20 protein-coding genes are annotated in these 22,300 nt (G+C 64.6%); 11 read left to right on the top strand and 9 right to left on the bottom strand.

The window, feature by feature from the left end; translation table 11 throughout:
- The first annotated feature begins 65 nt into the window (after positions 1 to 65).
- The 4 genes from N4T19_RS14330 to N4T19_RS14345 all read left to right on the top strand — a co-directional run bounded on the left by N4T19_RS14330 (position 66) and on the right by N4T19_RS14345 (position 3,614).
- Entirely contained in the window at positions 66 to 503 is a 438-nt protein-coding gene (locus tag N4T19_RS14330) for a hypothetical protein (protein ID WP_116927649.1), read from the top strand.
- A 109-nt stretch (positions 504 to 612) separates the two neighbouring features.
- Positions 613 to 1,407, top strand: coding sequence for a MetQ/NlpA family ABC transporter substrate-binding protein (locus N4T19_RS14335; RefSeq protein ID WP_116927650.1), 795 nt, complete (start codon positions 613 to 615; stop codon positions 1,405 to 1,407).
- A 192-nt stretch (positions 1,408 to 1,599) separates the two neighbouring features.
- Entirely contained in the window at positions 1,600 to 2,379 is a 780-nt protein-coding gene (locus N4T19_RS14340; RefSeq protein WP_260718359.1) for an enoyl-CoA hydratase-related protein, read from the top strand.
- Positions 2,380 to 2,387: 8 nt separating this feature from the next.
- Positions 2,388 to 3,614, top strand: a complete 1,227-nt coding sequence (locus N4T19_RS14345) for a CaiB/BaiF CoA transferase family protein (RefSeq protein WP_260718361.1) — start codon at positions 2,388 to 2,390, stop codon at positions 3,612 to 3,614.
- 174 nt (positions 3,615 to 3,788) lie between these two features.
- Here the strand turns inward: N4T19_RS14345 and ftrA are convergent, their stop codons facing one another.
- The gene (gene ftrA, locus N4T19_RS14350; protein ID WP_116927653.1) at positions 3,789 to 4,787 is read right to left on the bottom strand and encodes a transcriptional regulator FtrA; all 999 of its coding nucleotides are present in this window, start codon (positions 4,785 to 4,787) and stop codon (positions 3,789 to 3,791) included.
- A 92-nt stretch (positions 4,788 to 4,879) separates the two neighbouring features.
- On the opposite strand from ftrA, the gene N4T19_RS14355 reads away from it, so the two are divergent.
- A complete protein-coding gene (locus N4T19_RS14355; RefSeq protein WP_260718362.1) occupies positions 4,880 to 5,278 on the top strand; it encodes a rhodanese-like domain-containing protein in 399 nt (132 codons plus the stop codon).
- Between the two features lie 67 nt (positions 5,279 to 5,345).
- On the opposite strand, the gene N4T19_RS14360 is transcribed toward N4T19_RS14355, so the two are convergent.
- The 4 genes from N4T19_RS14360 to N4T19_RS14375 form a co-directional block, all read right to left on the bottom strand.
- The gene (locus N4T19_RS14360; protein WP_182343908.1) at positions 5,346 to 6,326 is read right to left on the bottom strand and encodes a siderophore ABC transporter substrate-binding protein; all 981 of its coding nucleotides are present in this window, start codon (positions 6,324 to 6,326) and stop codon (positions 5,346 to 5,348) included.
- Positions 6,327 to 6,395: 69 nt separating this feature from the next.
- Positions 6,396 to 8,441, bottom strand: a complete 2,046-nt coding sequence (locus N4T19_RS14365; protein WP_260718364.1) for a ligand-gated channel protein — start codon at positions 8,439 to 8,441, stop codon at positions 6,396 to 6,398.
- Between the two features lie 395 nt (positions 8,442 to 8,836).
- Entirely contained in the window at positions 8,837 to 10,903 is a 2,067-nt protein-coding gene (locus tag N4T19_RS14370; protein ID WP_260718365.1) for a ligand-gated channel protein, read from the bottom strand.
- Between the two features lie 343 nt (positions 10,904 to 11,246).
- Entirely contained in the window at positions 11,247 to 12,572 is a 1,326-nt protein-coding gene (locus tag N4T19_RS14375) for a DUF445 domain-containing protein (protein WP_021025983.1), read from the bottom strand.
- Positions 12,573 to 12,743: 171 nt separating this feature from the next.
- On the opposite strand from N4T19_RS14375, the gene N4T19_RS14380 reads away from it, so the two are divergent.
- Positions 12,744 to 12,995: a DUF3297 family protein gene (locus N4T19_RS14380; protein WP_133858265.1), complete on the top strand. Its 252-nt coding sequence runs from the start codon at positions 12,744 to 12,746 to the stop codon at positions 12,993 to 12,995.
- 152 nt (positions 12,996 to 13,147) lie between these two features.
- Here N4T19_RS14380 and hmpA read toward each other — a convergent pair whose 3' ends face one another.
- On the bottom strand, positions 13,148 to 14,323 hold the full coding sequence (gene hmpA / locus N4T19_RS14385) for an NO-inducible flavohemoprotein (RefSeq protein ID WP_260718369.1): 1,176 nt from the start codon (positions 14,321 to 14,323) through the stop codon (positions 13,148 to 13,150).
- A 141-nt stretch (positions 14,324 to 14,464) separates the two neighbouring features.
- On the opposite strand from hmpA, the gene norR reads away from it, so the two are divergent.
- Positions 14,465 to 16,084, top strand: coding sequence for a nitric oxide reductase transcriptional regulator NorR (gene norR / locus N4T19_RS14390; protein WP_260718370.1), 1,620 nt, complete (start codon positions 14,465 to 14,467; stop codon positions 16,082 to 16,084).
- Positions 16,085 to 16,111: 27 nt separating this feature from the next.
- Positions 16,112 to 16,714 carry a zinc-ribbon domain containing protein gene (locus tag N4T19_RS14395; RefSeq protein WP_165841247.1) on the top strand — a complete coding sequence of 201 codons (603 nt, stop codon included), beginning with the start codon at positions 16,112 to 16,114 and terminating at the stop codon, positions 16,712 to 16,714.
- A gap of 58 nt (positions 16,715 to 16,772) precedes the next feature.
- Here the strand turns inward: N4T19_RS14395 and N4T19_RS14400 are convergent, their stop codons facing one another.
- The 3 genes from N4T19_RS14400 to N4T19_RS14410 all read right to left on the bottom strand — a co-directional run bounded on the left by N4T19_RS14400 (position 16,773) and on the right by N4T19_RS14410 (position 19,242).
- Positions 16,773 to 17,189, bottom strand: a complete 417-nt coding sequence (locus tag N4T19_RS14400; RefSeq protein ID WP_116927672.1) for an FKBP-type peptidyl-prolyl cis-trans isomerase — start codon at positions 17,187 to 17,189, stop codon at positions 16,773 to 16,775.
- An 82-nt stretch (positions 17,190 to 17,271) separates the two neighbouring features.
- The gene (locus tag N4T19_RS14405) at positions 17,272 to 18,408 is read right to left on the bottom strand and encodes a pyridoxal-phosphate-dependent aminotransferase family protein (protein ID WP_116927661.1); all 1,137 of its coding nucleotides are present in this window, start codon (positions 18,406 to 18,408) and stop codon (positions 17,272 to 17,274) included.
- A 105-nt stretch (positions 18,409 to 18,513) separates the two neighbouring features.
- Positions 18,514 to 19,242, bottom strand: coding sequence for a YggS family pyridoxal phosphate-dependent enzyme (locus N4T19_RS14410; protein ID WP_182343914.1), 729 nt, complete (start codon positions 19,240 to 19,242; stop codon positions 18,514 to 18,516).
- Positions 19,243 to 19,325: 83 nt separating this feature from the next.
- On the opposite strand from N4T19_RS14410, the gene N4T19_RS14415 reads away from it, so the two are divergent.
- From N4T19_RS14415 to N4T19_RS14425, 3 genes are all read left to right on the top strand, one after another.
- Complete coding sequence (locus N4T19_RS14415) at positions 19,326 to 20,369, top strand: type IV pilus twitching motility protein PilT (protein ID WP_021027363.1); 1,044 nt, start codon at positions 19,326 to 19,328, stop codon at positions 20,367 to 20,369.
- Between the two features lie 110 nt (positions 20,370 to 20,479).
- Positions 20,480 to 21,088, top strand: coding sequence for a cyclic nucleotide-binding domain-containing protein (locus tag N4T19_RS14420; RefSeq protein ID WP_116927662.1), 609 nt, complete (start codon positions 20,480 to 20,482; stop codon positions 21,086 to 21,088).
- Positions 21,089 to 21,161: 73 nt separating this feature from the next.
- Positions 21,162 to 22,298 (top strand): PilT/PilU family type 4a pilus ATPase, encoded by a 1,137-nt coding sequence (locus tag N4T19_RS14425; RefSeq protein WP_116927663.1) that lies wholly within the window; start codon positions 21,162 to 21,164, stop codon positions 22,296 to 22,298.
- Positions 22,299 to 22,300: the final 2 nt, after the last annotated feature.

Genomic DNA, 22,300 nt, shown 5'->3' on the forward strand with positions numbered 1-22,300 from the left:
CGCGCGCGGTGGCAAGTGCTGGGCCGCCTGCAAGCCCTTGCCATCGCTGCTACCATCGCAGCCCCATGACCGCAGACAGCTACAGCCACCACCTCGCCACCGGCAACCAGTTCGTTGCCGAGGCACAAAAGATTGCCACCACCGATTTCGCTGCCGCCCGCGCGCTGTGGCAGCAGGCGGGCCAGGCGTTTTACCGCGCCCACCAGGCCGACCGCAACCAGCCCGAAGCCGCGCTGCGCCTGGCCCAGGCCTGGATGGCCGAGGCCCATGCCTTGCACAAGGAAGGCTCGCCCAATGCCACGGTGATGTGGCAAAACGCCGCCGCCCAGAACGAGCTGGCCTTTGACCTGGATCCGCGCAATGCCCGCATCGCCATGGCTGCGGCCAGCTGCCACCACTTTGCCGGCGATGCCGAAGCGGCCCAGGCCTGGATGCAGATCGGCCAGCACTTGGCATCGGGCGGCGACCAAGCCCCCGAACCTGGCGACCCAACAGACGACTGACCAGCTCCATATAGCGAATGGCGTCTTTGGTTATTCGATAATATTATTTTTTAATCTGAGCGATCGAACGTAGCATGTGGGCCCGTCTACCTGTCTCTGACTGCCCTCCATGCTCAAGCGCCATTTCACCCTCGCCGCCCTGCTGGCGGTTTCTGCCACCTTTGCCGCGCCTGCCTTTGCGCAGGACAAGCCCCTCAAGCTGGGCGTGACGGCGGGCCCCCATGCGCAGATTGCCGAGGCCGTCAAACAAGCGGCCGCCAAAGAGGGTCTCAGCATCCAGGTGATCGAGTTCAGCGACTTCATCCAGCCCAATGCCGCGCTGGTCGCCGGCGATCTGGATGCCAATGCCTACCAGCACCACCCCTATCTGGACCAGCAGGTCAAGGACCGGGGCTACAAGCTGGTGGCAGCCGCCAACACCGTGGTGCTGCCCATTGCGCTGTACTCCAAGAAAGTGAAATCGCTGGCCGACCTGCCCGCCGGCGCGCAGATCGGTCTGCCCAATGACCCCACCAACGGCGGCCGCGCGCTGCTGCTGCTGCAAGAGCATGGCCTCATCAAGCTGCGCGCCTCGGCCGGCATCAAGGCCACGCCGCTGGATGTTGTTGACAACCCCAAGAAGCTGCGCCTGCGCGAGCTCGATGCCGCCCAGCTGGTGCATGCGCTCAATGACCTCGATGCCGCCGTCATCAACACCAGCTATGCGATTGCAGCCAAGCTCAACCCCACCAAGGACGCCATTGCCCGCGAGTCGGCCAAGTCGCCCTATACCAATCTGATTGCCGTGCGCCAGGCTGACAAGGACAAGCCCTGGGTGGCGCGCCTGGTCAAGGCCTACCATTCGGACGAGGTGCGCCAGTTCATCGACAAGGAGTTCCAGGGCTCCATCGTCCCCGCGTTCTGACAGGGGCTGACACGAGCCTTGATACGTCGTTGCGATGCCTTTTCGTACCCTTGTACTGCCTGCGGCATCGCGCCTCGTCTCAACCGCAAACCTTGGGTTTGCTGGGCCGTCTTAGCCCCTCCGCAACCGTTCACCCCAGAGGCGCGCAAACGGGCGCGCCTTTTCCATCCTCCTCTTTCATAAAGCCAGCCCATGAGCGGACAGATCAGCTTAAACCGTGAAGGCCATGTCGCCACCTTGTGGATCGACAACGTGGCCAAACGCAATGCCATCAGCCACCAGATGTGGGTCCACCTGGCCGAGCAACTGGACGCGCTGGTGCAAGACAGCGATCTGCGCTGCATCGTGCTGCGCGGCGCAGGCACCCAGGCCTTTGGCAGCGGCGCTGATATCGACGAGTTCGAATCGCTGCGCTCGTCCAAGGAAAAGGGCATTGCGTTTGCCCAGCAGGCGCACCGGGCCATGGCCCTGCTGCGCCACTGCCCCATTCCCACCCTGGCCGCGATCCGTGGCGCCTGCGTCGGCGGCGGGCTGGAGCTGGCCGCCTGCTGCGATCTGCGCCTGGCCAGCGACGACGCCCGCTTTGGCATTCCCATCGGCCGCCTCGGTGGTGTGCTCGCCTACCCGGAGCTCGAGGCGCTGGTGCATGTCGCCGGCCCCCAGGTGGCGCTGGAGCTGCTGCTCGAAGGCCGCCTGCTCGATGCCCAAGAGGCCCTCAGCAAAGGCCTGGTGACCCGCGTGGTGCCCCAAGCTGCCTGGGACGAGGAGCTGGCCCAGACCATCGCCCGCATCAGTGATCTAGCGCCGCTGTCGGCGCGCTGGCACAAAAAATTCATCGCCCGGCTGCAAAGCGGCACCCCATTGACGGATGCCGACCAGCAAGAGGGCTACGCCTGCTTTGACACGCAGGATTTCATCGAAGGCTACCGCGCCTTTTTGGACAAGCGCAAGCCGGTATTCACAGGAAAGTAACAGCGTTCATGCAGCCCTCCCCTACCCCGCGCAAAGGCCCGCTGTCGGGCCTCGTTGTTGTTGAGCTCACCAATGTCATGGCAGGGCCCGTTGGCGGCTTGCTGCTGGCCGACATGGGCGCCGAGGTGGTCAAGGTCGAGCGCCTGCCCGGCGGCGACGACACCCGCCGCGCGATCCCGCCCGAGATCCAGGGCGAGTCCGCCACCTTCATGATGGTCAACCGCAACAAGCGCGGTATTGCGGTCGACCTCAAGCACCCCGATGGCCTGCAGGTGGTGCGCCGCCTGATCGACAAGGCCGATGTGGTGATCGAGAACTTCCGCCCCGGCACGATGGAAAAGCTCGGCCTGGGCTACGACGTGCTGCGCGCGAGCAACCCGGGCCTGATCTACTGCAAGATCACCGGCTTTGGCCTCAATGGGCCCTATGCCAAGCGCGCCGGCTATGACCTGATTGCGCAGGGCATGTCCGGCATCATGAGCCTGACAGGCGAAGGCCCGGGCCGCCCGCCCGTCAAGGTCGGCGTACCGATTGGCGACGTGACCGCCGGCATCCTGGCCTCGACCGGCGTGCTGGCCGCCTACATCGAGCGGCTGCGCACCGGCGAAGGCCAGTATGTCGACACCTCGCTGTACGAGGCCTCGCTGGTCCACACCTACTGGCAGGTGGCCATGGCCTTTGCCACCGGTGAGTCGGCCGGCCCCATGGGCTCGGCCCACCCGGTGGCCGCGCCCTACCAGGCGATACCGACGCAGGACGGCTGGATCAACATCGGCGCGGTGAGCCAGGCCACCTGGGTCGGCATGACCCGCGTGCTGCAGCTCGAGCACCTGCTCGAAGACGAGCGCTTTGCCAGCAACCGCGAGCGCATGGCCCACCGCGATCTGCTGATCTCGATCATCACCGAGGCCATGCGCAGCAACACCACCGACTACTGGGTCGAGAAGTTCGAGCAGGCCGGTGTGCCTGCAGGCCCGGTGCGCAAGATCAAGGACATGCTCGAAGACCCGCAGACGCTGGCGCGCGACATGGTGATCGAGGTCGACCACCCCGTCGCCGGCCAGGTGCAGGCGCTGGGCCTGCCGATCAAGTTCTCGCACGGCAATGGCGTCACGCGGCGCGGCGCGCCGCAGTATGGCGAGCACACCGCCGAGGTGCTGCAGGAGCTGGGCTACAGCAGCGACGACATCGCGGCGCTGGCCGCCAGCCAGGCGGTGCAGTTGCAAGGCCGCTGAGACTGTGCCGCAGCCCGGCCGCCACAGCGGCGGGTCTGGGCGCTAGGGATGCTCTGCAAAACCCTCGCCAAGCGGGATGGACGCGGATTGGGATGAGCCGCAAGGCGTCTTTTGCAGTCAATAGCCGTAGCTATTGACAAGGAAGACAACGCAGCGGATCGCCCGAGACCGCGTTCAGACCACGGCAGGGAGTTTTGCAGAGGGTCCCAAGGGCGCGGTGAATGATGCGCGGTATGCCCTGGGGGACACCCCCAGGCTGCGCTTGAACTGGTCGCGCAGCACCTGCACGCTGCGGTAGCCTGCCTGGTCGGCAATCTGCTCCACACGCAGGCTGGTGCTCTCCAGCAGCCGCCGCACTTCCTCCATCCGCGCCTGCGCCAACCAGGCGCTGGGCGCCATGCCGGTGCCTGCCGTGAAACGGCGCAAAAAGGTGCGCCGGCTCATCGCCAGCACCTCGGCCATCGCGGCCACCGTCCAGTCCCGCCGCAGATCGGCGCGCACCTGGTCCAGCAGCTGCGCCAGCTTGCCCGATGTATCGGCCACCAGCGGCTGCTCGATGAACTGCGCCTGCCCACCGCTGCGGTGCGCAGCAACCACCAGGCGCCGCGCCACGCTGTTGGCCGCCTGCACGCCAAAATCGCAGCGCACCAGATGCAGCATCAGGTCGAGCCCCGCCGCACTGCCCGCCGAGGTAAAGATGCGCTCATCCTGCACGTACAGCACCTGGGCATCCACGTCGATGGCAGGGTAGCGTTGCGCCAGCGCCTGGGCGTAGCGCCAATGGGTGGCGGCACGGCGCCCGTCAAGCAAGCCGGCGGCGGCCAGCACAAACGCGCCCGAGCATATCGATGCCAGGGTGGCCCCGCGCCGCGCCGCGCGCCGCAGGGCTTGTTGAAGCGCGGGCGGGACCGGCTCGTCCATGCCGCGCCAGCCGGGCACCACGATCAGGTCCGCCTGCTCCAGCAAGGCCATATCTGCACTGGCCTGCACCAGCAAACCGCCCTGGGCCCGCAGCGGGCCCGGCTCAACGGCCACACTCGCAAAACGGTACCAGCCCTCACCCATCTCGGGCCGCTCCAGGCCAAACACCTCGGCCACCATCGAGAACTCAAAGGTGCAAAGACCGTTGTAGACCGGTGCGACGACCAGCGGGCCCAGCAAGCGTGCAGACATTGGCGCAAATCCTTCCCTTTATGTCTTCTGCGCCAATTGTAGGCAACAGGTTCGATCCGCAAAATCGCTGGCATGTTTACCAGGAGTACTTCATGAGCCGCTATGTCAGCCAGATTCCCGCTGCCGCCAGTGCCGATGCCGTGGCGCATTTTTCCCGGTCCTTCACGTTCGAGACCGACTGCTGGGATGTGCACGATGCCCTAGGCCATGGCCAGCCCGACTTTGTGCTGCTCGATGTGCGCAGCGCGGCACTGTATGCACAAGGCCATGTCCCTGGCGCCCTGCATCTGCCGCACGGCAAGATCGTTGCGAGCAAGCTGGCGGCCTGGCCCGCCGATACGCTGTTTGTGACCTATTGCGCCGGCCCGCACTGCAATGGCGCGGCCCGGGGCGCCTTGCGCCTAGCGCAACTGGGCAGGCCCGTGAAGATCATGGCCGGCGGCATCACCGGTTGGCTGGATGAGGGGTTTGCGCTGGCAACCGCATCCTGACCGCCCGTCGCAAGAAAGGGGAGGCATAACATGCCGCCCCCTGAAAGCGTCTTCCCGCGTCAAGACCTCAGCGTGGGCTCCAAACGGCCTTCAGCTGCGCCGTCGTATGCAGCATCGCCTGCGGCCCGGCCACACCCAGCAGGTACCAGACCTGTGGATCCAGGAACACCACCCGGCCCTGCTGGCCCGCAGCGCTGTTGCGGATAGCGTCGTTGTTGAACAGCTCGGTGCTGGCGACGACCGGTTTGCCGTCGCGCCCGGTGGTGCTGCCGGTGCCGGCATTGCGGTCGATCACATAGAGCCAGGCGGGGTTGAGCTGGCGGATCTCTTCCATCTTCATCGGCACGCCGCGCGGCTTGCTGGCATCGGCGGGCAGGGCAGGTTGGACGCTCAGCACATCGTGCAGCAGGCCAAAGCGCGCGCCGGGAGGCTGGGCATTGAGCATGGTGCTGATGGCCAGCACCAACAGGCCCGGCGCTTGCTGCTGGGCCAGCGCGCGGGTGCTGTCCACCTCGGCGCGTACGCGCTGCATCAGCTGCTCGCCCTGGGCCTCTTTGCCCCACAGCGAGGCGAGCGTCGTCACATTGCGCTGCATATCGGCCAGCAGCTGCTGGTTGTTGACGCTCAGGTCCACGGTCGGCGCAATCTTGCTCAGGATCTCGTACTTGCCGGCGCTGCGGCCCGCAACGACGATCAGGTCCGGCTGGATGTGGCTGAGCGCATCAAAATCGGGCTCGAACAAGGTGCCCGCTGGCAGGTAGCGCGCATCGGCATAGGCCTGCATATAGCTGGGGAAGTTGGCCTTGGCCAAGGCGGTCACTGGCAGGTTCAGTGCCTGCATGGTGTCGAGCGATGCCAGGTCGTAGACCACCACGCGCTTGGGCGCCAAGGGCACCACGGTGCTGCCCTTGGCGTGTTGCACGGTGATCGTTGCCGGGGCCTTGGGGGCGGGGGCTTGCGCAAAGGCTGCCGGGGCAGCAAACAGCGACGTGGCGAGGGCAGCACCGGCGCTGGCGCGCCAGCAGGCCGTGGTCAATGGCTGGGTCATGTCTTTCTCCAATGCATGTCAATCAAGTTGAGGCGGCGCCCGCAGGCATGCGGGGCGCCGCGCGGTGGTTTAGAACTTCAGGTTCATGCCGACCCAGTAACGGCGCCCATCCTGCACGGTGGCGTAGTCTTCGTAGTACACGTCCTTGTCGAACAGGTTGTAGATGCCGGCAAAGAAGGTGGTGTTCTTGTTGTAGTGGAACGAGCCGCCCACATCGAACATCGCATAGCTGCCAGCGACCCAGGTGCGGGCCGAGCGGCCGCCAGTGGGCTGGCTTTCCTTGCCCCGGTAGGACAGCTTGGTCCAGCCGTTCCAGCGGTCCGACGGCTTCCAGTCGAGCGCAACATTGAGCATGTGGCGCGGCAGCTGCGACAGCGGCTGGCCGGCGAACTCGCCGCTCTTTTGCTCGGAGCGGGTAAAGGTGTAGCTGGAGTTCAGGTCCAGGCTGCGCGCCAGCGGCATGGTCAGCGTTGCCTCGATGCCGCGCGTCACCGCCTTGTCGATATTGACATTGGTGGTGGGCGTGTTGCCGGACGAATTCAGCGGCCCACACTCGGGGCAGGCAATGCGGGTGATCTTGTCGCGGAAGTCGTTGTCAAATACCGTCAGGCCTGCCGACAGGCCGGCGCCATCGTTGTAGAGCACGCCCACTTCCTTGGACAGCGATTTCTCCGGCTTCAGATCCGGGTTGCCATAGATATTGCCGCCTCGGCTGGCCTGGCCCCAGTCGCCCAGGGTCTGGCGCAAGGATGGGGCGCGGAAGCCGGTCGAGACGCCGCCCTTGACAGTCCAGCGCGGGCTCAGGTTCCACACGCCATACAGGCGCGGGCTCCATTGCGAGCCGCCCTTGCTGTCGTGGTCATAGCGCAGCCCACCGGTCAGCGCAAAGTCCTCGGGCAGGCGCCATTCGTCTTCGGCAAACCAGGCGTACTGGGTGCGGTCGGCGGTGGTGCGGTTGCTGCCGGGCAAGGTGTTGGTGGTGGTGTCGGTCAGGTCCTGCTTGTTGTAGTACAAGCCGGTGCTGACGATGTGCGCGTCGCCCACCGGAATCACCCAGCTGCTGTTGGCCACCGTGTTCTTGATGGTCATCTCGCGCGAGATATTGCGTGTCTTCTCATGCTGCACATAGGTATCGGACGAGGCCCAGCCCCAGCGGCCCTTGTGCTGCAGCGAGTAATTCTCACGCTCGAACTTGCGGTCCGACAGCTCGCCGGTCTCCAGCAAGGTCTTGCCCGGCGTGGAGATAAAGTGCTGCCTGGCCGAACCCACTTCGGCAATGATGTCGTGGTCCTTGTTGGGCGTGAGCGCAATGCGGGCGTTGAGCGCCTTGGTATCGCTGTCGTTGTAGCCCTGGTAGATGCGGTCTTCGTCGCGCTTGCTGTAGTTGCCGTAGAGGCTGATGCCCAGCAGCTCGTCCTTGATCGGGCCCGAGAGGTAGAAGTTGCTCTGGTAGGCATTGCCCGATGCCGAGCGCTCCTGCAAGGTGGCGTCGGCACGCAGCGAGCCATGCCACTCTTTGGCGACCTTGCGCGTGATGATGTTGACCACGCCGCCCATCGCGTCCGAGCCGTAGAGCGAGGACATGGGCCCACGCACCACCTCGATGCGCTCGATCGCTTCGAGCGGCGGCACCCAGCTTTGGTCGGTCCCCGTCGAGCCATTGGTCTGCGTCTCGCGCGTGCTCATGCGCTTGCCATCGACCAGGATCAAGGTGTAGTTGGCACCCATGCCGCGCAGGCTGATGTCGTTGGAGTTGTTGTCCGAGGGCGTCATGATGACGCCGGGCACATCGCGCAGCGCGTCATGCAGGTTGCTGTACGCGCCCTGCTCGAGCTTCTCGCGCGGAATCACGGTGATCGAGGCCGGCGCCTGGGTCACCTCCTGCTCAAAACCAGCGGCGGTCACCACCACGGTGCCCAGCGTTTTGTCGCTGGCAGCTTGCCCTTCGGCATCGGCCGTCTGCGCGGCCGCTGCGCCATGGACCAGCATGCCGGCCACCACGCCCGCGATGGCGCGCAGTGCATGGCGCTGGGGTGCCGATGGCAGTGGGTGGAAATCAAGACGCAGAGGCCGTGCTGGCGCGCGACCCGCTGCCAACGGGGCAGAGGAGGACATGGGAATAATCGGTAATCAGGTAGACAACAGCTCGCCCCAGGCGCCTGCAGATGGAGACCACCCGCAGGCACTGGCGGCGGGCCAGCGATGCTTCGCTTGTTGTGCAGGTCTGCGGTCACGGCGCTTGTCAGGGCGCCGTCCCGGGAAGGCATGGCTGCGCTATCGCGCGATAGGCAGCAAGAGGGACGCGAGACGTTTATATGCGAATAGTTCTCATTATAGAGATTGATGAAGAATTGTTACGGTTTGCGAAGTTTCGCGACTGTAAAGTTATTTCGGGCGCAACCATGCCGCGCCGCCTGACTGCTGTGTGAAAGCCAGGGATGGCGCGGGTTTGCAAGCACTGGCGCCATCCTGCGGCACCAGCGCTTGGCTATGGTTTAAAAGCTACAAGCTTAGAAACCCACCATCACCTTGGCCCAGTAACGGCGGCCGTCATAGACCGCGTCATAGGTGGCGCTATCGACCCGCTTGTCGAACAGGTTGTAGATGCCGGTGCTGAAACGCACATCCTTGCTGTAGGCATAGTTCAGGCCCAGGTCCATGAACGTAAAGGACGGCGTGCCCTTGGCCATCGAGGTGCGGCTCAGGTAGTCCGAGCTCTTGCCCCGGAAGTTGAGGCGGCTCCAGACGCCCAGCTTGTCCGTGCCCTGCCAGTCCAGGGTGGCGTTGAGCATGTGCTTGGGCATCTTGTTGAGCGGCTGGCCGGCAAAGCGGCCGCTCTTTTGCTCCGAACGGGTGAAGGTGTAGTTGGCCGCCAGGCGCAGCGCTTCGCTGGCCTTCCAGGTGGCAGTCGCTTCCACGCCGCGCATGGTGGCCTTGTCGACATTGGTGCGGTCGCTGATGAACTTGTAGGGCGTGCCCAGCACCGTGCAGTTGCCGGTGACGATGGCGCGGCCGCCGCCCTCGGTGTCCTCACAGCTGCGCACCTCGGTGATCTTGTCCTTGAAGTCGGTGTTGAACAGGGTCAGGCTGCCGGTGAAATCGCGGCGGTTGTCCCAGATCACGCCCAGCTCCTGGCTGGTGCTTTTCTCGGGCTTGAGGTTGGGGTTGCCTCGGATGATGGCCGGGTCGCCACCGCCGCCGGTGATCTGGCCCCAATCGGCCACCGCAGCGCGCAGGCTGGGCGATTTGAAGCCGGTGGAGATACCGCCCTTGACGCTCCACTCGGGCGTTGCATGCCAGACGCCATAGACGCGCGGCGTCCAATCGGTGCCGTAGTTCTGGTCATGGTTCATGCGCAGGCCGGTGGTCAGCGCAATCGCATCGGTCACCCGCCATTCGTTCTCGGCAAACAGCGCCCACTGGTAGCGCTTGAGCGTGTTGATCGGGTTGTCGACCTTCATCTGGTTGCCGTTGTCCACGAGCTTTTCATGCTTGTAGCTCAGGCCCAAGGTGGTCAGGTTGCGCTCGCCGATCGGCACCACGATCTGGCTGTTGAACTCGGTGTTCTTGAGGTTCATCTGGCGGCCTGGGTTGTCGATCTCCTCGTGCTGCAGGTAGGTGGTCGAGGTGCCAAAGCCCCAGCGCCCGGTGTGCGAGAGGGCGATGTGGTTGCGCGCATAGTCCGAGTAGCTGGAGGCGCGGCTCGCGCTCTTGCCGGCCGTCGCATAGCGGTCCTGCAGGGTGCGGCCCACTTCGAGCGCCAGGTCGTGGTCCTTGTTGGGCGTGAGCGTGAGCTTGGCGGTGCCCGAGCTGCTGTCTTGCTCGTTGAAGCCGCCGACAAACCTGTCCTCCAGCCTGCGCGATTTCTGGCCATAGATCTGCAGGCCCAGCACCTCGCTCTGGATCGGGCCGGCCAGGTAGAAGTTGCTCTGGTAGATATCACCCGACGATGAAGACTCCTGCTGCGTGGTCTCGGCGCTCAGGGTGCCGGTCCACGCTTTGGCCACCTTGCGCGTGATGATGTTGACCACACCGCCCATCGCATCCGAGCCGTAAAGCGAGGACATGGGGCCGCGCACCACCTCGATGCGCTCGATGGCGCTGAGCGGCGGCAACCAGCCTTGCTCGATGCCGGCGCCATCGCTGTTGGGGCGGGTCTCGCGCGAGTTTTGCGGCTTGCCATCCACCAGGATCATTGTGTAGTTCGAGGCCATGCCCCGGATGCTGATGTCGCTGGAGCTGCCGCCGCCGGTGATGACCACGCCGGGCACATCGCGCAGCGCATCGGTCACATCGCGGTAGGCCTTTTTCTCCAGCTCCTGGCGCGGAATCACCGTGATCGAGGCCGGTGCATCTTCTACCGCCTGCTCAAAGCCCGAGGCTGTCACCACCACGGTCGACAAGGTCTTGTCGGCCTCCGCCTCGGTCTGCGCCAGCGCAGGGCCCGCAGCCAGCAGGGCAGCGGCCACCAGCGCCGTGGCGCGCCATGCATGGGGCACGGCACTGCGCGGCGACGGGCTGGCGTGCAACAGCAAGGAATGGCGGGCAGCGCAGGCTGCAAGGGGGCGGGCGGTCATGGAAAAACTCCGGTTCAGATCAAGGTATGGCATGCGGCAGCGCTACCTGCTCGCTCGTAACGAGCAGGCAAAGGCGCAGGCGCAGGGCCAGCGGTTATTCGCGGGGGGTTGGCGCGGTCAGTCGCGGCGCGGCAGGGTCAGGACGGGCTGAGCCTGGGCCGCCCTGGCGTGCATGCCGGGCTGTGCGGCATGGAGATGGCTGGCGCCACCTGGCTGGGCAACGAAGAACGTGGATTGACGCTTAGCAAATGCGAATGCTTCTTATTATATAGAACAATAAAGAAGTGTTGACTAATGTGAAGCTGGCGTGAAGCATAGACACCGCCCACTGTTGCGGTTTTACCTACACGGAGCCCGCACCCAGGTGGTTCACCAGCCAGCCCAGCCAGAACAGCGCAAAGCCGATCAGCCCGCCCACCAAGGTGCCATTGATGCGGATGTACTGCAGGTCGCGGCCAATGTTCCACTCGATCAGCTCGCCCAGCTCGCGCGCATCCCAGCGCTTGACGGTGTCGGCAATATGCGTGCCGAAAAACTGCGAAATCTCGGGCGCCAGCTCCCGCACCCACAGCTCCATGCGCGTATTGAGCGCGGTGCGCAGCGCCGCGTCGCCCGCCAGCGACTTGCCCAGCCACAGACCCATGCCGCGCACATTGCGCGCCATCGCCGAATGCTCGTTGGCCAGGTCGGCCTGCAGGCTGGCGCGCAGGCTTTGCCACAGCTCCTGCACATACTGGCCCACGGCAGGGTCGTGCTGCAGGTAGCGGCGCACTTCCTCGCCCTTGGCATGCCAGGCAGGGTCCTGGGCCAGCCGCTCCACCCATTCCTGCATGGTCTGGTCAAACTTGGCGCGCAGCACATGGCTGGGGTTGTCGGCAATGGCGTCGAGCAGGTGCTCCAGGCTGCTGGCAATCATCGCCGAGCCCTTGTCGCTGAGCCAGCCGGTGGGCAGCATCTTTTCCTTGAGCGGATGCTCGGTCTTGAGCCAATGCGCAATGGTCTGCGCGATCAGGGCGCGGGTTTCGGCCTCGTGCAGCAGCTCGACGAGCTTGTCCAGCGCCTGCGCCAGCAGCACCTGGTGGCGGCCGTTGTGCGTCAGCACCGCCAGCACCTTGGACAGCGACTGCGACAGATCGATCTGGCCGAGCAAGGTGCGCAGCGCCAGCTTGATAAAGCGCTCGACCTGCGCATCCTGCACGGTGGCCAGTGCAGCGGCGGCCAGGCGCGCCACCTGGTGGCCCAGCAGCTCGGCGTTGGCCGGCGACTTGAGCCACTGCGCCAGTTTGTCGGCCGGCTGGTGCGTGCGCACCAGTTGCACCAGCGAGTCGCCATCGAGAAAACGCTCGCGCACAAAGACGGCCAGGTTCTCGCCAATGCGGTCCTTGTTGCGCGGAATGATGGCCGTGTGCCGCGAGATCCACGGTATCGGGATGTGCTTGAAGAGCGCGGCCACCGCAAACCAGTCGGCCAGCGCGCCAACCATGCCCGCTTCGGTCATCGCCCGCAGGCAGCGCAGCGCCAGCTGCCAGTGGCGTGACTGCGCAAACGGCTGGCCCAGGCACCAGCTGGCCACGATGAACAGCAAGGCCACCAGCAGCAGCAGCAGCAAGGGGGTGAGCTTGGCGCGGCGCAGCAAACGCTGCTGCTCGTCGGTCAGTAGCAAAGGCATGGCGACCACTGTAGCGGCAAGCAGCGGGGCTTGCCAAGTCAGCCAACTGCGCGGTTTGCCTGCCGCTTGCCTGCCATGGCCGCGGGTTTCCCTCCACCATGCGAGGTGCCGCCAAAGTGTGGACAATGGCGGCCTGTGCGGCCCAGGGCCGCGTTCTCTTCTGCACCAACCATGACCGATACCACTGCCCGCCCCGAACTGCCCGACCACCTGTCCATCGACCCCAAGAGCCCGCACTTTGTGCGCGAAGTCTTCAACCATGACATCGGCATCCGCTTCAACGGCACCGAGCGCGTGGACGTCGAGGAATACTGCGTGAGCGAAGGCTGGGTCAAGGTGCCCGCCGGCAAGACCGTGGACCGCAAGGGCAAGCCCCTGCTGATCAAGCTCAAGGGCAAGGTCGAGGCCTATTACAAGGACTGAGTCCTGGCCTGATCGCCCCCGCTGGGCTGTATAGAATGCGGCCCGGTAAAACGAAAACCCGACCCACGCTGGCCACTCAAGGCAAGCATGGCTCGGGTTTTTGCATGTGGCGCGGTCAATGCCGCGCGCCTCAGCGCTTCAGAAGCTTGCGATCAGGCCAGCGCCTCGGCCGGGCCAAAGAACTCATAGCGCACCTGGGCATCGGGCACGCCGAGCTTGCGCAGCGAGGCCTTGACCGAGCGCATAAAGGGCTTGGGGCCGAGAAAGTAGACATCGGCATCGCGCGAGGCGGGCAGCCACTGGCCCAGCAGGTCCTCGGTCAGATGGCCCTGGGCAGCCACCGCCTCGCCCTCGGCCACCTTGTCGTACACATAGAGCGGCTGCAGCTGGCGGTGCGCCTGGGCCAGCGCATCGATCTGCGGGCGGAAGGCATGCACGGCGCTGTCCCGGGCGCAGTGGATAAAGGTGATGGGACGCTCGGTCTGCAGCGCGGCTTCGAGCATCGGCAAGGTGGGGGTGATGCCCACGCCGCCGCTGATCAGCACCAGCGGGCGCTCGCTCGCCTGCAAGGTGAAATGGCCGGCCGGTGCAAACAGCTCCAGGGTGTCGCCCACTTGCAGGTCATGCAGGTAGTTGGAGACCTTGCCACCGGGCTCGCGCTTGACGCTGATGCGGTAGCTGCGGCCATTGCTCGGAGCCGACAGCGAGTAGTTGCGGCGCTGCTCGGTCCCACCCACGATGGCGCGCAGGCCGATGTACTGGCCCGGCTGGTGGGCGATCACGGCCTGGCCATCGACCGGCTCCAGGTAGAAGGAGCTGATCTCGGCGCTCTCGGCCACCTTTTGCACCAGCTTGAAAGTGCGCGCACCGCGCCAGCCGCCTTCCGTATGGGCAATGTCGTCATAGGCCTTGGCCTCGGCAGCGATCAGGATGTCGGCCAGCTGGGTGTAGGCAGCGGCCCAGGCATCGATCACCGCATCGGTGGCGATCTCGGCGCCCAGCACCTCGCGGATCGCGCGCAGCAGGCAGCTGCCAACGATCTGGTACTGGTCTGGCTGCACCTGCAGCGCCACATGCTTGTTGATGATCTGCGCGGGCAGGTCACCCAGGTTCTCCAGCTTGTCGATATGCTTGGCATACATCAGCACGCTATGGGCCAGCGCACGGGGCTGGGCACCGCTTTGCTGGTGGGCCTGGTTGAACAGCGGGCGCACCTCGGGGTACTCGCTCAGCATCATCTGGTAGAAGTGTGTGGTCAGCGCCTCGCCGCCGGTCTCCAGCAGCGGGACGGTGGCCTGGATGATCTGTTTTTGGCTATCGCTCAGCATCTAACTCTCCTTGCATGTGGTTGGTCTTGACAATGCATGCAGCGTGCCAACACCGGGTTTGTGGAATATCAATACCTTGCACAATGCATGCAGTCATACTGACATCACCTAAATGCTGTGTTTTTGACACCCCGAGTCGTTTTGACATCCTCCAAAATCCTCAACGCGGTCATTCCGCTGGTGGCCGATCTGGCCCAGGAGCTGCCCGAGCGCGAGCGCCTGCGCCGCCTGCTTGCGGCCCTGCGCACCCTGCTGCCCGCCGATGCAGTGGCGCTGCTGCGCCTCAACGGCGAATGGCTCGAGCCCGTGGCCATCGATGGCCTGGTGCCCGATACGCTGGGCCGGCGCTTCAAGGTGGCCGAGCACCCGCGCCTGGCCCAGCTGCTGGCCGCTGGCCAGGCCATGCGCTTTGCGCCCGACAGCCCCCTGCCCGACCCCTATGACGGCCTGATCACCACCCCGGGTGAGCTGCATGTGCATGACTGCATGGGCTGCGTGCTGCAGACCGGGGGCCTGGCCTGGGGCCTGTTGACCCTGGATGCGCTGGAGCCCGACCGTTTTGCCGATGGCAATGCGCTCGAACTGCTGCAGGCCTTCAGCAACCTGGCTGCCGCCACCGTGGCCACGGCCGAGCGGGTGCAGCAGCTGTCCCAGGCTGCCCGCAGCGCCAGCGCGCCGGCGCCGCGCAGCCCGGGTGCGGATCGCAGCCGCCAGATCCTGGGCACCAGCCCTGCGATCCGCCAGCTGCAAAGCAGCATTGCGCTGGTCGCCGCCAGCGACCTGTGCGTTCTGATCACCGGCGAGACCGGCACCGGCAAGGAGCTGGTCGCCCAGGCCGTGCATGCGCAGTCGCTGCGCGCGGCACAACCGCTGGTCAGCATCAACTGCGCCGCCCTGCCCGACAACCTGGTCGAGAGCGAGCTGTTCGGCCATGTGCGCGGCGCCTTCACCGGCGCGTTGAGCGAGCGGCGCGGCAAGTTCGAGCAGGCCCAGCATGGAACTCTTTTCCTCGACGAGGTCGGCGAGCTGTCGCTGTCGGTGCAGGCCAAGCTGCTGCGCGTGCTGCAAAGCGGCCAGCTGCAGCGCCTGGGCTCGGACCGCGAGCACCAGGTCGATGTGCGCGTGATCGCCGCCACCAACCGCGACCTGGCCGCCGAAGTGCAGACCGGCCGTATGCGCGCCGATTTCTACCACCGCCTCTGCGTCTACCCGGTCGTGGTGCCGCCGCTGCGTGCGCGGGACAGCGACACCCTGGTCCTCGCCGGCTGCTTTCTGGAAGAGAACCGCGCCCGCCTGCAACTGGGCGGCCTGCGCTTGGATGCCGCCGCCCAGGCCGCCCTGCTGCGCTACCCCTGGCCCGGCAATGTGCGCGAGCTGGAGCACTGCATCAGCCGCGCCGTGCTCAAGGCGCTGAGCCGCACCCTGGGCCAGCGCAAGGACAGCAGCAAACCGCGCATGCTGAGCATTGGCGAGGAGGACCTCTGGGACGGCGCCGCCGCCGCACCGCTGCCGCCCGGCCAGCAGGCAACGGGCCTTATCGCGCCTGTTCCCGCGTCCGAAATGGCCGAAGTGGCCGAAGGGCTAACAGCCAGTGCCGAGACCTTGGGCCTGCGCGCCCAGGTGGAACGCTACGAGCGCCAGCTGCTCAGCGCCAGCCTGGCCCGCCACAACGGCAACTGGGCGGCCGCCGCGCGCGAGCTGCAACTGGACCGCGCCAACCTGCAGCGGCTGGCCAAGCGGCTGGGGATTGAGCGACACTAAGCCGGACAGCATCCGCACATGAGGCACATGAAAAAGAAAAAGCACAGCCAGTCAACTGACTTTGTACCGCACCCGCGCTATGGAAGTGCACCCATGCCATCGCATGTGCAAGGCGTCTCAGAAGAGGCCATTTTGCAGTGCCATTGGTCCTATAAATCCGAGGAGATTTTTCCAGAATCGGTGCTGATGGCGGATACCAGCAAGCAGAATTTCAGCATCTTCCCGCGCGAGTGCTATGTCGACATGCGCAAAACCTGTCGTAGCTGCAAACGTCCCTTCATCTTTTTTGCGGCCGAACAAAGACACTGGTTTGAAGTGTTGCAGTTTTACGTAGACGCCGACTGCGTGCATTGCCCCGAATGCCGTGTGCAGCGCATGGCCGCCAAACGCGCGTTTCAACGCTATTCCGCTTTGACTCTGCTTGCCAAGCCGACCCCAGATGAGTTGCAGCAGTTGGTCGATGCATCGCTAACGCTGCATGCACAAGGCACGCTCAAGAGTCGTGATCGCTTAGGCCAGCTCAAAAATGCTGCGCTCCGGCTGATTCCGGACTACCCGGGCACCTTGGCCTTGGTGGAAGCGCTGCGCAACAAGGACGCATTGATGCCCACTGACAGTAAAAGCGACTAAATAAAAAGCCTCCGCGCCAGCAAGACGCGGAGGCTTTTTAGCTTGTGAGTAGCGGCGTTTACTGGCCCTTGATGCCCAGCAGTTCCACTTCAAAGTTCAGGGTGGCGTTGGGCGGGATCACGCCGCCCGCGCCACGGGCGCCATAGGCAATGGAGGCCGGGCAGGTCAGCTTGGCCTTGCCGCCAACCTTCATCAGCTGCACGCCTTCGGTCCAGCAGGGGATGACGCCTTGCAGCGGGAACTCAATCGGCTCACCACGCTTGTAGGAGCTGTCAAATTCCTTGCCGCTGTCGGGGAAGGTGCCTTTGTAGTGCACCTTGACGGTGTCGCTGGCCTTGGGGCTGGCGCCGGTGCCGTCCTTGATGCTTTCAAACACCAGGCCGCTCTTGGTCGTCACAGGCTTGCTTTGTGCCTGGGCAAAGCCGGCGGTCAGGGCGATGGCAGCGAACAGGGCGCTGGCGGTCAATGCTTTCATGGCGAAATCCAATCCAATGTTCTTCAGAAAAACCAGCATTCTGCACCCGGATAGCAGGCGCAGAACACGTTAAAAACACAAGTTAACCCTTGATACCCAAACCATCGAGCGCCTGGCGCAGATGGCCCACGGTGCGATCGACGTTATGCCATTTGTCGAGGCCAAACAGGCCGATGCGGAAGGTCTTGAACTCCGGCCCTTCGTCGCACATCAGCGGCACGCCAGCGGCGGTCTGCAGGCCCACGCTGGCGAACTTCTTGCTGTTCTGGATCTCGGGGTCGGTGGTGAAGCTGACGACCACGCCGGGCGCCTCAAAACCTGGCGCCGCCACGCTCGGAAAGCCGCGCGCCTTGAGCAGTGCGCGCACTTCCTTGCCCAGCTGGGTCTGTTCCTTGCGCAGCTTGTCCAGGCCATAGGCCTCGGCCTCCTGCATCACCTTGCTCAGCTGCACCAGCGAATCGGTGGGCATGGTCGCGTGGTAGGCATGCTGGCCCTTTTCGTAGCCTTCGGCAATCTGCATCCACTTCTTCAGGTCGCAAGAGAAGCTGCTGCTCTTGGTATCTTCGATGGCCTTGCGCGCACGCTCGGACAGCATCACCATCGCGCAGCAAGGCGGGCCGCTCCAGCCCTTTTGCGGCGCGGTGATCAGCACATCGACGCCTGTCTTTTGCATGTCCACCCAGATCGCGCCGCTGGCCACGCAGTCGAGCACCATCAGCGCGCCGACCTCATGCGCCGCGGCACTGATGGTCTGGATGTAGTCGTCGGGCAGCACAATGCCGCTGGCCGTCTCGACATGCGGGGCAAACACCACCTGGGGCTTTTCCTTGCGGATGGCGGCGGCTACTTCTTCGGCCGGGCATGGGGCCCAGGCATCTTGCGGGCCCGTGCCCTGGGGGCGGGCCTTGCAGATCACCGCACTGCCGCCCAGGCCGCCTTCGTCGAAAATCTGCGTCCAGCGGTAGCTGAACCAGCCATTGCGCACGATCAGCACCTTGGCGCGGTTGGCAAACTGGCGGGCGACAGCCTCCATGCCAAAGGTGCCGCTGCCCGGCACGATCACGGCCGTGTGTGCGTGGTAGGTGGTCTTGAGGATGCGCAGCACCTCGCCCATCACACCGATAAAGCGGTGCGACATGTGGTTGAGCGCGCGGTCGGTGTAGACCACCGAAAACTCCAACAGGCCATCGGGGTCAACGTCGGGTAGCAATCCTGGCATGGGGGTCTCCTGTCTATTTGAGGGGTACACAGAACAATCGGGGGCCAGCTTAGCACGCAGCTTCAAGCGCTGCTGCGGGGCTGGCGGGTTGGCAGAGGGGGCCCTTCAGTGGGCGCTGCCGTAGTCGCGCTGGCCAAAGATGCCGCTGCCCACACGCACCATCGTCGAGCCGGCCTCGACGGCGGCCTGCAGATCGGCCGTCATGCCCAGCGAGATGGTGTCCCACTGCGCCAGCTGCGGCAGGCCCAGTGCGGCGATGTCATCGAACACGGCCTTGACGCGCTGGTGCACGGCCAGCTGGGCGGCAAAGTCGGGCAGCACATCGGGGATGCTCATCACGCCGCGCAGCTGCAGCTGGGGCATCTGCGCAATCTGCTGCACCAGCGCCGCAGCTTCGGCCGGCGCGACGCCCGACTTGGTGATGCCGCCATCAACATTGAGCTGGATGCAGACCTGCAGCGGTGCCAGCTGCGCGGGCCGCTGGGCGGAGAGGCGCTCGGCCGTCTTGAGCCGGTCCACCGTATGCACCCAGTCAAAGTGCTCGGCCACCAGGCGCGTCTTGTTGCTCTGGATCGGGCCAATGCAGTGCCAGATGAGGCCCTGGTCCTTCCAGCTGTCATGCTCGGCAAAATAGCGGATCTTCTCGACCGCTTCCTGGATGTAGTTTTCGCCAAAGGCGCGCTGGCCGGTTTCGGCCGCCTCGGCAATGGCGTCCACGCCAAAGGTCTTGGAGACGGCCAGCAGCTGCACGCTGCCCTCGGGCCGGCCGCTGGCACGACAGGCGTTGTCGATTTGCAGGCGAACCTGCTGAATTTTTTCGGGAATCGTGCTCATAATGTAAAAATATGCACGGCCTTGGAACTGGTTGACAACGAGGCCTTGCACGCAAAGCGTACCAAAACAACGAGGGAACTGCAGTGGATATCACCCAATTGCTGGCATTCAGTGTCAAAAATAAAGCGTCGGACTTGCACCTGTCTGCAGGCCTGCCGCCGATGATCCGGGTCCATGGCGATGTGCGCCGCATCAATGTCGATCCGCTGGACCACAAACAGGTCCATGCGATGGTCTACGACATCATGAGCGATGCCCAGCGCAAGCAGTATGAAGAGTTTCTCGAGGTCGACTTCTCGTTCGAGATCGAAGGCCTGGCCCGTTTCCGTGTCAATGCCTTCAACCAGAACCGTGGCTCGGGCGCCGTGTTCCGGACCATTCCGAGCAAGATCCTGACCCTCGAGCAGCTCAACGCCCCCAAGATCTTTGCCGACCTGTCGCTCAAGCCGCGCGGCCTGGTGCTGGTGACCGGGCCGACCGGCTCGGGCAAGTCCACCACCTTGGCGGCCATGGTCAACTACCTCAACGAAAACGAATACGGCCACATCCTGACGGTGGAAGACCCGATCGAATTCGTGCACGAATCCAAGAAATGCCTGATCAACCAGCGCGAAGTGGGCCCGCAGACGCTGTCGTTCAGCGCAGCGCTGCGCTCGGCGCTGCGTGAAGACCCGGACGCGATCCTGGTGGGCGAAATGCGTGACCTCGAAACCATCCGCCTGGCGATGACGGCCGCAGAAACCGGCCACTTGGTGTTCGGCACCCTGCACACCTCCAGCGCCGCCAAGACCATTGACCGGATCATCGACGTCTTCCCCGCCGAAGAAAAGGAAATGGTCCGCGCGATGCTGTCCGAATCGCTGCAGGCTGTGATCTCCCAGACGCTGTGCAAGACCAAGGACGGCCAGGGCCGCGTGGCCGCCCACGAGATCATGCTGGGCACGCCCGCCATCCGCAACCTGATCCGTGAGGCCAAGGTCGCGCAGATGTACTCCACCATCCAGACAAGCAACAGCATGGGCATGCAGACGCTGGACCAGAACCTGACCGACCTGGTGCGCCGCAATGTGATCAGCCCGGCCGAGGCCCGCGCCAAGGCGAAGACGCCAGAAAACTTCCCAGGTTAAGAGCCTAGACAAACAGCAACTGACAAACGGTTGCACGAAGGGCACCAGCGGTCATTGCCAGTACCGCGGGTGCCCTTTATGCTTTGCGGGATCAAAGGAGACCCTGGGCCATGAACCGCTTGCATTCCGCATCCCCGGCAGACGATGCCGCCGAGGCAGACACCGGCTTCTTCCTCCATGGTTTCCAGCAGGCCAGCACGTCGGAGGCCCCCTATGTGCTCTGGAGCCAGCGCCGCAAGGCCATCCACGCCCAGCTGCTGGCCCCGGCCGACCCGGCCACCGCGCTGCGCATGGTCTGGGCCCAGGATGCGGCGCTGTCCATGCTGCAATCGCCCTTTATCGACCAGATGGTGCAGTACCTGGAGTTCTACCAGGTGCCGGCCGGGCAAACCCTGATCCAGCAAGGCGAGCTGGGCGACTACCTGCTGATCGTGCTGAGCGGCCAGGTGCGGGTCGATCGGCAACTCGCCAATGGCCAGAGCGTGCACCTGGCCGACACCCACCCCGGCGAAGTGCTGGGCGAAATGTCTCTGTTTGACAGCAGTCCGCGTTTTTCTTCGTGCACCACCACCACCGACTGTGCACTGGCCGTGCTGAAGGCCGATACACTGGATGCCATGATGGAGTTGGACGCGTCCACGGCCGCCTATTTGCTGGCCCTGTTCACGCGCAAACTCTCCACGCGGCTGCGGCAGACCAGCGCCCGGATCGAACCCTGAGCCCCTCAGGGCGGCCGTTCCCAGGGCGCTTCTGCTGCATCCGCAACAATAACGGAGCGCAGAGAGGATTGTCATGGAACGGGATCAGGCCAGTAAGTTCATCAACGACCTGTTGAAGCTGATGGTGCAGCGCAATGGCAGCGATTTGTTCATCACCGCTGACTTTCCGCCGGCCATCAAGATCGATGGCAAGGTCACCAAGGTCTCCAGCCAGCCGCTGTCGCCCACCCACTCGCTGACGCTGGCCCGCTCGATCATGAGCGACAAGCAGGTCGCCGAGTTCGAAAAGACCAAGGAATGCAATTTCGCGATCTCGCCCTCGGGCATCGGGCGCTTCCGGGTCAATGCCTTCATGCAGCAAGGCCATGTGGGTCTGGTACTGCGGACCATTCCATTGACCCTGCCAACGATTGACGGCCTGGGCGTGCCCCAGGTGCTCAAGGACCTGGCGATGACCAAGCGCGGCCTGTGCATCATGGTGGGCGCCACCGGCTCGGGCAAGTCCACCACCTTGGCGGCGATGGTCGACTGGCGCAACGAAAACTCCTACGGCCACATCATCACCGTCGAAGACCCGGTGGAATTTGTCCACCCGCACAAGAACTGCATCGTGACCCAGCGCGAAGTGGGCCTGGACACCGACAACTGGGAAGCGGCGCTGAAAAACACCTTGCGCCAGGCGCCCGACGTCATCCTGATGGGCGAAATCCGCGACCGCGAAACCATGGAGCACGCGGTGGCCTTTGCCGAAACCGGTCACCTGTGCCTGGCCACCCTGCACGCCAACAGCGCCAACCAGGCGCTCGACCGGATCATCAACTTCTTCCCCGAAGAGCGCCGCGCGCAGCTGCTGATGGACCTGTCGCTCAACCTGCGCGGCCTGGTGTCGCAGCGCCTTTTGAGCAAGCAGGACAGCAAGGGCCGCGTCGCCGCCGTCGAGGTAATGCTCAACTCGCCGCTGATCTCCGACATGATCTTCAAGGGCGAAGTGGGCGAGATCAAGGAGATCATGAAGAAAAGCCGCAACCTGGGCATGCAGACCTTTGACCAGGCGCTGTTTGACCTCTACGAGGCCAACATGATCACCTACGAAGACGCGCTGCGCAACGCCGACTCGGTCAACGACCTGCGCCTGCAGATCAAGCTGGGCAGCCAGCGCGCCAAGCGCAGTGACCTGGCCGAGGGCACGGAGCACCTGACAATCGTTTAAGC

The organism is Comamonas squillarum (genome assembly GCF_025309455.1).
Classification (GTDB): Bacteria; Pseudomonadota; Gammaproteobacteria; order Burkholderiales; family Burkholderiaceae_C; genus Comamonas; species Comamonas squillarum.

Coding starts and splice junctions, on each gene's coding strand:
- N4T19_RS14330 (WP_116927649.1), top strand. CDS start 66: ATGACCGCAGACAGCTACAGCCACCACCTCGCCACCGGCAACCAGTTC.
- N4T19_RS14335 (WP_116927650.1), top strand. CDS start 613: ATGCTCAAGCGCCATTTCACCCTCGCCGCCCTGCTGGCGGTTTCTGCC.
- N4T19_RS14340 (WP_260718359.1), top strand. CDS start 1,600: ATGAGCGGACAGATCAGCTTAAACCGTGAAGGCCATGTCGCCACCTTG.
- N4T19_RS14345 (WP_260718361.1), top strand. CDS start 2,388: ATGCAGCCCTCCCCTACCCCGCGCAAAGGCCCGCTGTCGGGCCTCGTT.
- ftrA (WP_116927653.1), bottom strand. CDS start 4,787: ATGTCTGCACGCTTGCTGGGCCCGCTGGTCGTCGCACCGGTCTACAAC.
- N4T19_RS14355 (WP_260718362.1), top strand. CDS start 4,880: ATGAGCCGCTATGTCAGCCAGATTCCCGCTGCCGCCAGTGCCGATGCC.
- N4T19_RS14360 (WP_182343908.1), bottom strand. CDS start 6,326: ATGACCCAGCCATTGACCACGGCCTGCTGGCGCGCCAGCGCCGGTGCT.
- N4T19_RS14365 (WP_260718364.1), bottom strand. CDS start 8,441: ATGTCCTCCTCTGCCCCGTTGGCAGCGGGTCGCGCGCCAGCACGGCCT.
- N4T19_RS14370 (WP_260718365.1), bottom strand. CDS start 10,903: ATGACCGCCCGCCCCCTTGCAGCCTGCGCTGCCCGCCATTCCTTGCTG.
- N4T19_RS14375 (WP_021025983.1), bottom strand. CDS start 12,572: ATGCCTTTGCTACTGACCGACGAGCAGCAGCGTTTGCTGCGCCGCGCC.
- N4T19_RS14380 (WP_133858265.1), top strand. CDS start 12,744: ATGACCGATACCACTGCCCGCCCCGAACTGCCCGACCACCTGTCCATC.
- hmpA (WP_260718369.1), bottom strand. CDS start 14,323: ATGCTGAGCGATAGCCAAAAACAGATCATCCAGGCCACCGTCCCGCTG.
- N4T19_RS14395 (WP_165841247.1), top strand. CDS start 16,112: ATGAAAAAGAAAAAGCACAGCCAGTCAACTGACTTTGTACCGCACCCG.
- N4T19_RS14400 (WP_116927672.1), bottom strand. CDS start 17,189: ATGAAAGCATTGACCGCCAGCGCCCTGTTCGCTGCCATCGCCCTGACC.
- N4T19_RS14405 (WP_116927661.1), bottom strand. CDS start 18,408: ATGCCAGGATTGCTACCCGACGTTGACCCCGATGGCCTGTTGGAGTTT.
- N4T19_RS14410 (WP_182343914.1), bottom strand. CDS start 19,242: ATGAGCACGATTCCCGAAAAAATTCAGCAGGTTCGCCTGCAAATCGAC.
- N4T19_RS14420 (WP_116927662.1), top strand. CDS start 20,480: ATGAACCGCTTGCATTCCGCATCCCCGGCAGACGATGCCGCCGAGGCA.
- N4T19_RS14425 (WP_116927663.1), top strand. CDS start 21,162: ATGGAACGGGATCAGGCCAGTAAGTTCATCAACGACCTGTTGAAGCTG.